We start from the raw sequence: 1,692 nt of genomic DNA on the forward strand, positions 1-1,692 counted from the left end.
GTCTCGGGTGGGGCGGGAAGGGGGGCGCTTGGGTCCGACATTCGTCGGTGCTTGAGCACGGGACTTCCCGCGCCGTCAAGGCGCCGCGAGGGCTTGGAGGGAGGGCGTGCGGCGCGAGCGCCTCCTGGACCGACGCCTCGCGCGGCTCAGAGTCCCGCGAGCCGCGCCAGCACGCGGGTGGTGTCCTTCTCCAGGAAGTCGACCAGCTCCGGCGCGCGCGAGTGCCGGATGAGGGGCGCGTTCTGGCCCGCCCACAGCGACAGGAGGTCTTCGCGCCCCTGACGGGCCGCCGCCTGCCGCAGCGGCTGGGTGAACCAGTTCTGCACGGGGTAGGGCGGGACGTCGTGTTCGTGAGGCGTCATCTCCCGCAGGAAGCGGTTCTTGATGCCGCGCGCATAGCGTCCGGAGAAGACGCGCGTCAGCACCGTGGCGCGCGCGGACTCCTGGCGCAGCGCCTTGCGATAGACGTCACTGGCGTTGGACTCCTCGCATGCGAGGAAGGCGGTGCCCACCTGGACGCCCTCGGCTCCCAGCGCCAGGGCCGTGGCCACCGACCTGCCGTCGGCGATGCCACCCGAGGCGATGACGGGCGTGCGCACCCGGTCCACCAACTGAGGCACCAGCGCCGTCGTCGCGGGGGACTCGTCCGCGGGCCTGAGGAACGAGGCCCGGTGTCCACCCGCCTCGCTGCCCGACGCGACGATGAGGTCCACCCCCGCGCGCTCCAGCGCGAGCCCCTCGTCCACGTTCGTCGCCGTCCCCACCGTGAGGATTCCGGAGGCCCGGCACGCCTCCAGGATGCGCGCCGACGGGATGCCGAAGATGAAGCTGAACACCGGCGGCTTGAGCGCGAGCACCGCGTCAAGCTGCGCGTCGTAGTCCTGGGAGAAGGCGCTGGGGTAGGTGGGCGCGGGCAGGCCCAGCTCGTCGTACCAGGGCTTCAGCCGGGCGACGTTCGCCTGGAACTCCTCCGGCGTGGGGCGCAGCTCCCGCTCCCCTTCCAGCGGGACCCACAGGTTGATGGCGAACGGCCGCGAGGTGAGCCCCCGCAGCTCCCGGACGGTGTCCTCGATGTGCGACGCGCTCAGGTGGTGCGCGCCGAACGAGCCCAGCCCTCCCGCCTCGGACACCGCCGCCGCCAGCCGCGTCGACGACATGCCTCCGCCAAACGGCCCCTGGATGAGGGGGAGCCGGGTTCCAAGCATCCGTGCCACTCGTGTCTCGGTCCACATGGGAAGGCCCTCGCGCCGTCGTGTGCGCCGCTGTCCTAGCGACGAGGGGCCTGCCCCGCGACCCGATGTCCGGACAGGCGGGCGCTTGGGGCTTTTCCGGATAACCGAGAGGAGAAGCCGCGCTTGTGGCGAGGGCGCCTGCCACGGGGCAACGAGCGCTTGCCCCGGCGGGGGGCGGGTGCAACCCTGCCGCGCCGCTCGATTCTCCAAAGGAACTTGATGATGCAAGCACCGGGACCGACGCTTGAAACCGCGCGCCTCATCCTGCGCCCGACGGCGCGGGAGGACTTCGAGGGCTTCGTGGCCCTGATGGCCGACCCCGACTCCTCGCGCCACATCGGCGGCCTCCAGCCCCGCTCCGTCGTCTGGCGGGCCATGAGCTCCATGGCGGGGAGCTGGGCGCTCCAGGGCTTTGGCATGTTCTCCGTGCTGGAGCGCTCCACGGGCAGGTGGGTGGGCC

2 protein-coding genes are annotated in these 1,692 nt (G+C 72.2%); one reads left to right on the forward strand and one right to left on the reverse strand.

Going from position 1 to position 1,692, the window contains the following annotated elements; translation table 11 throughout:
• Positions 1-146 precede the first annotated feature (146 nt).
• Positions 147-1,205 carry an NAD(P)H-dependent flavin oxidoreductase gene (locus FJV41_RS49035; RefSeq protein WP_246137903.1) on the reverse strand — a complete coding sequence of 353 codons (1,059 nt, stop codon included), beginning with the start codon at positions 1,203-1,205 and terminating at the stop codon, positions 147-149.
• Between the two features lie 249 nt (positions 1,206-1,454).
• Between FJV41_RS49035 and FJV41_RS49040 the strand changes: the two genes are divergently transcribed.
• Positions 1,455-1,692: GNAT family N-acetyltransferase (locus tag FJV41_RS49040; protein WP_141649491.1), on the forward strand; the 238-nt coding region annotated here is incomplete at its 3' end.

The organism is Myxococcus llanfairpwllgwyngyllgogerychwyrndrobwllllantysiliogogogochensis, from assembly GCF_006636215.1.
GTDB lineage: Bacteria > Myxococcota > Myxococcia > Myxococcales > Myxococcaceae > Myxococcus > Myxococcus llanfairpwllgwyngyllgogerychwyrndrobwllllantysiliogogogochensis.

Coding starts and splice junctions, on each gene's coding strand:
- FJV41_RS49035 (WP_246137903.1), bottom strand. CDS start 1,205: ATGCTTGGAACCCGGCTCCCCCTCATCCAGGGGCCGTTTGGCGGAGGC.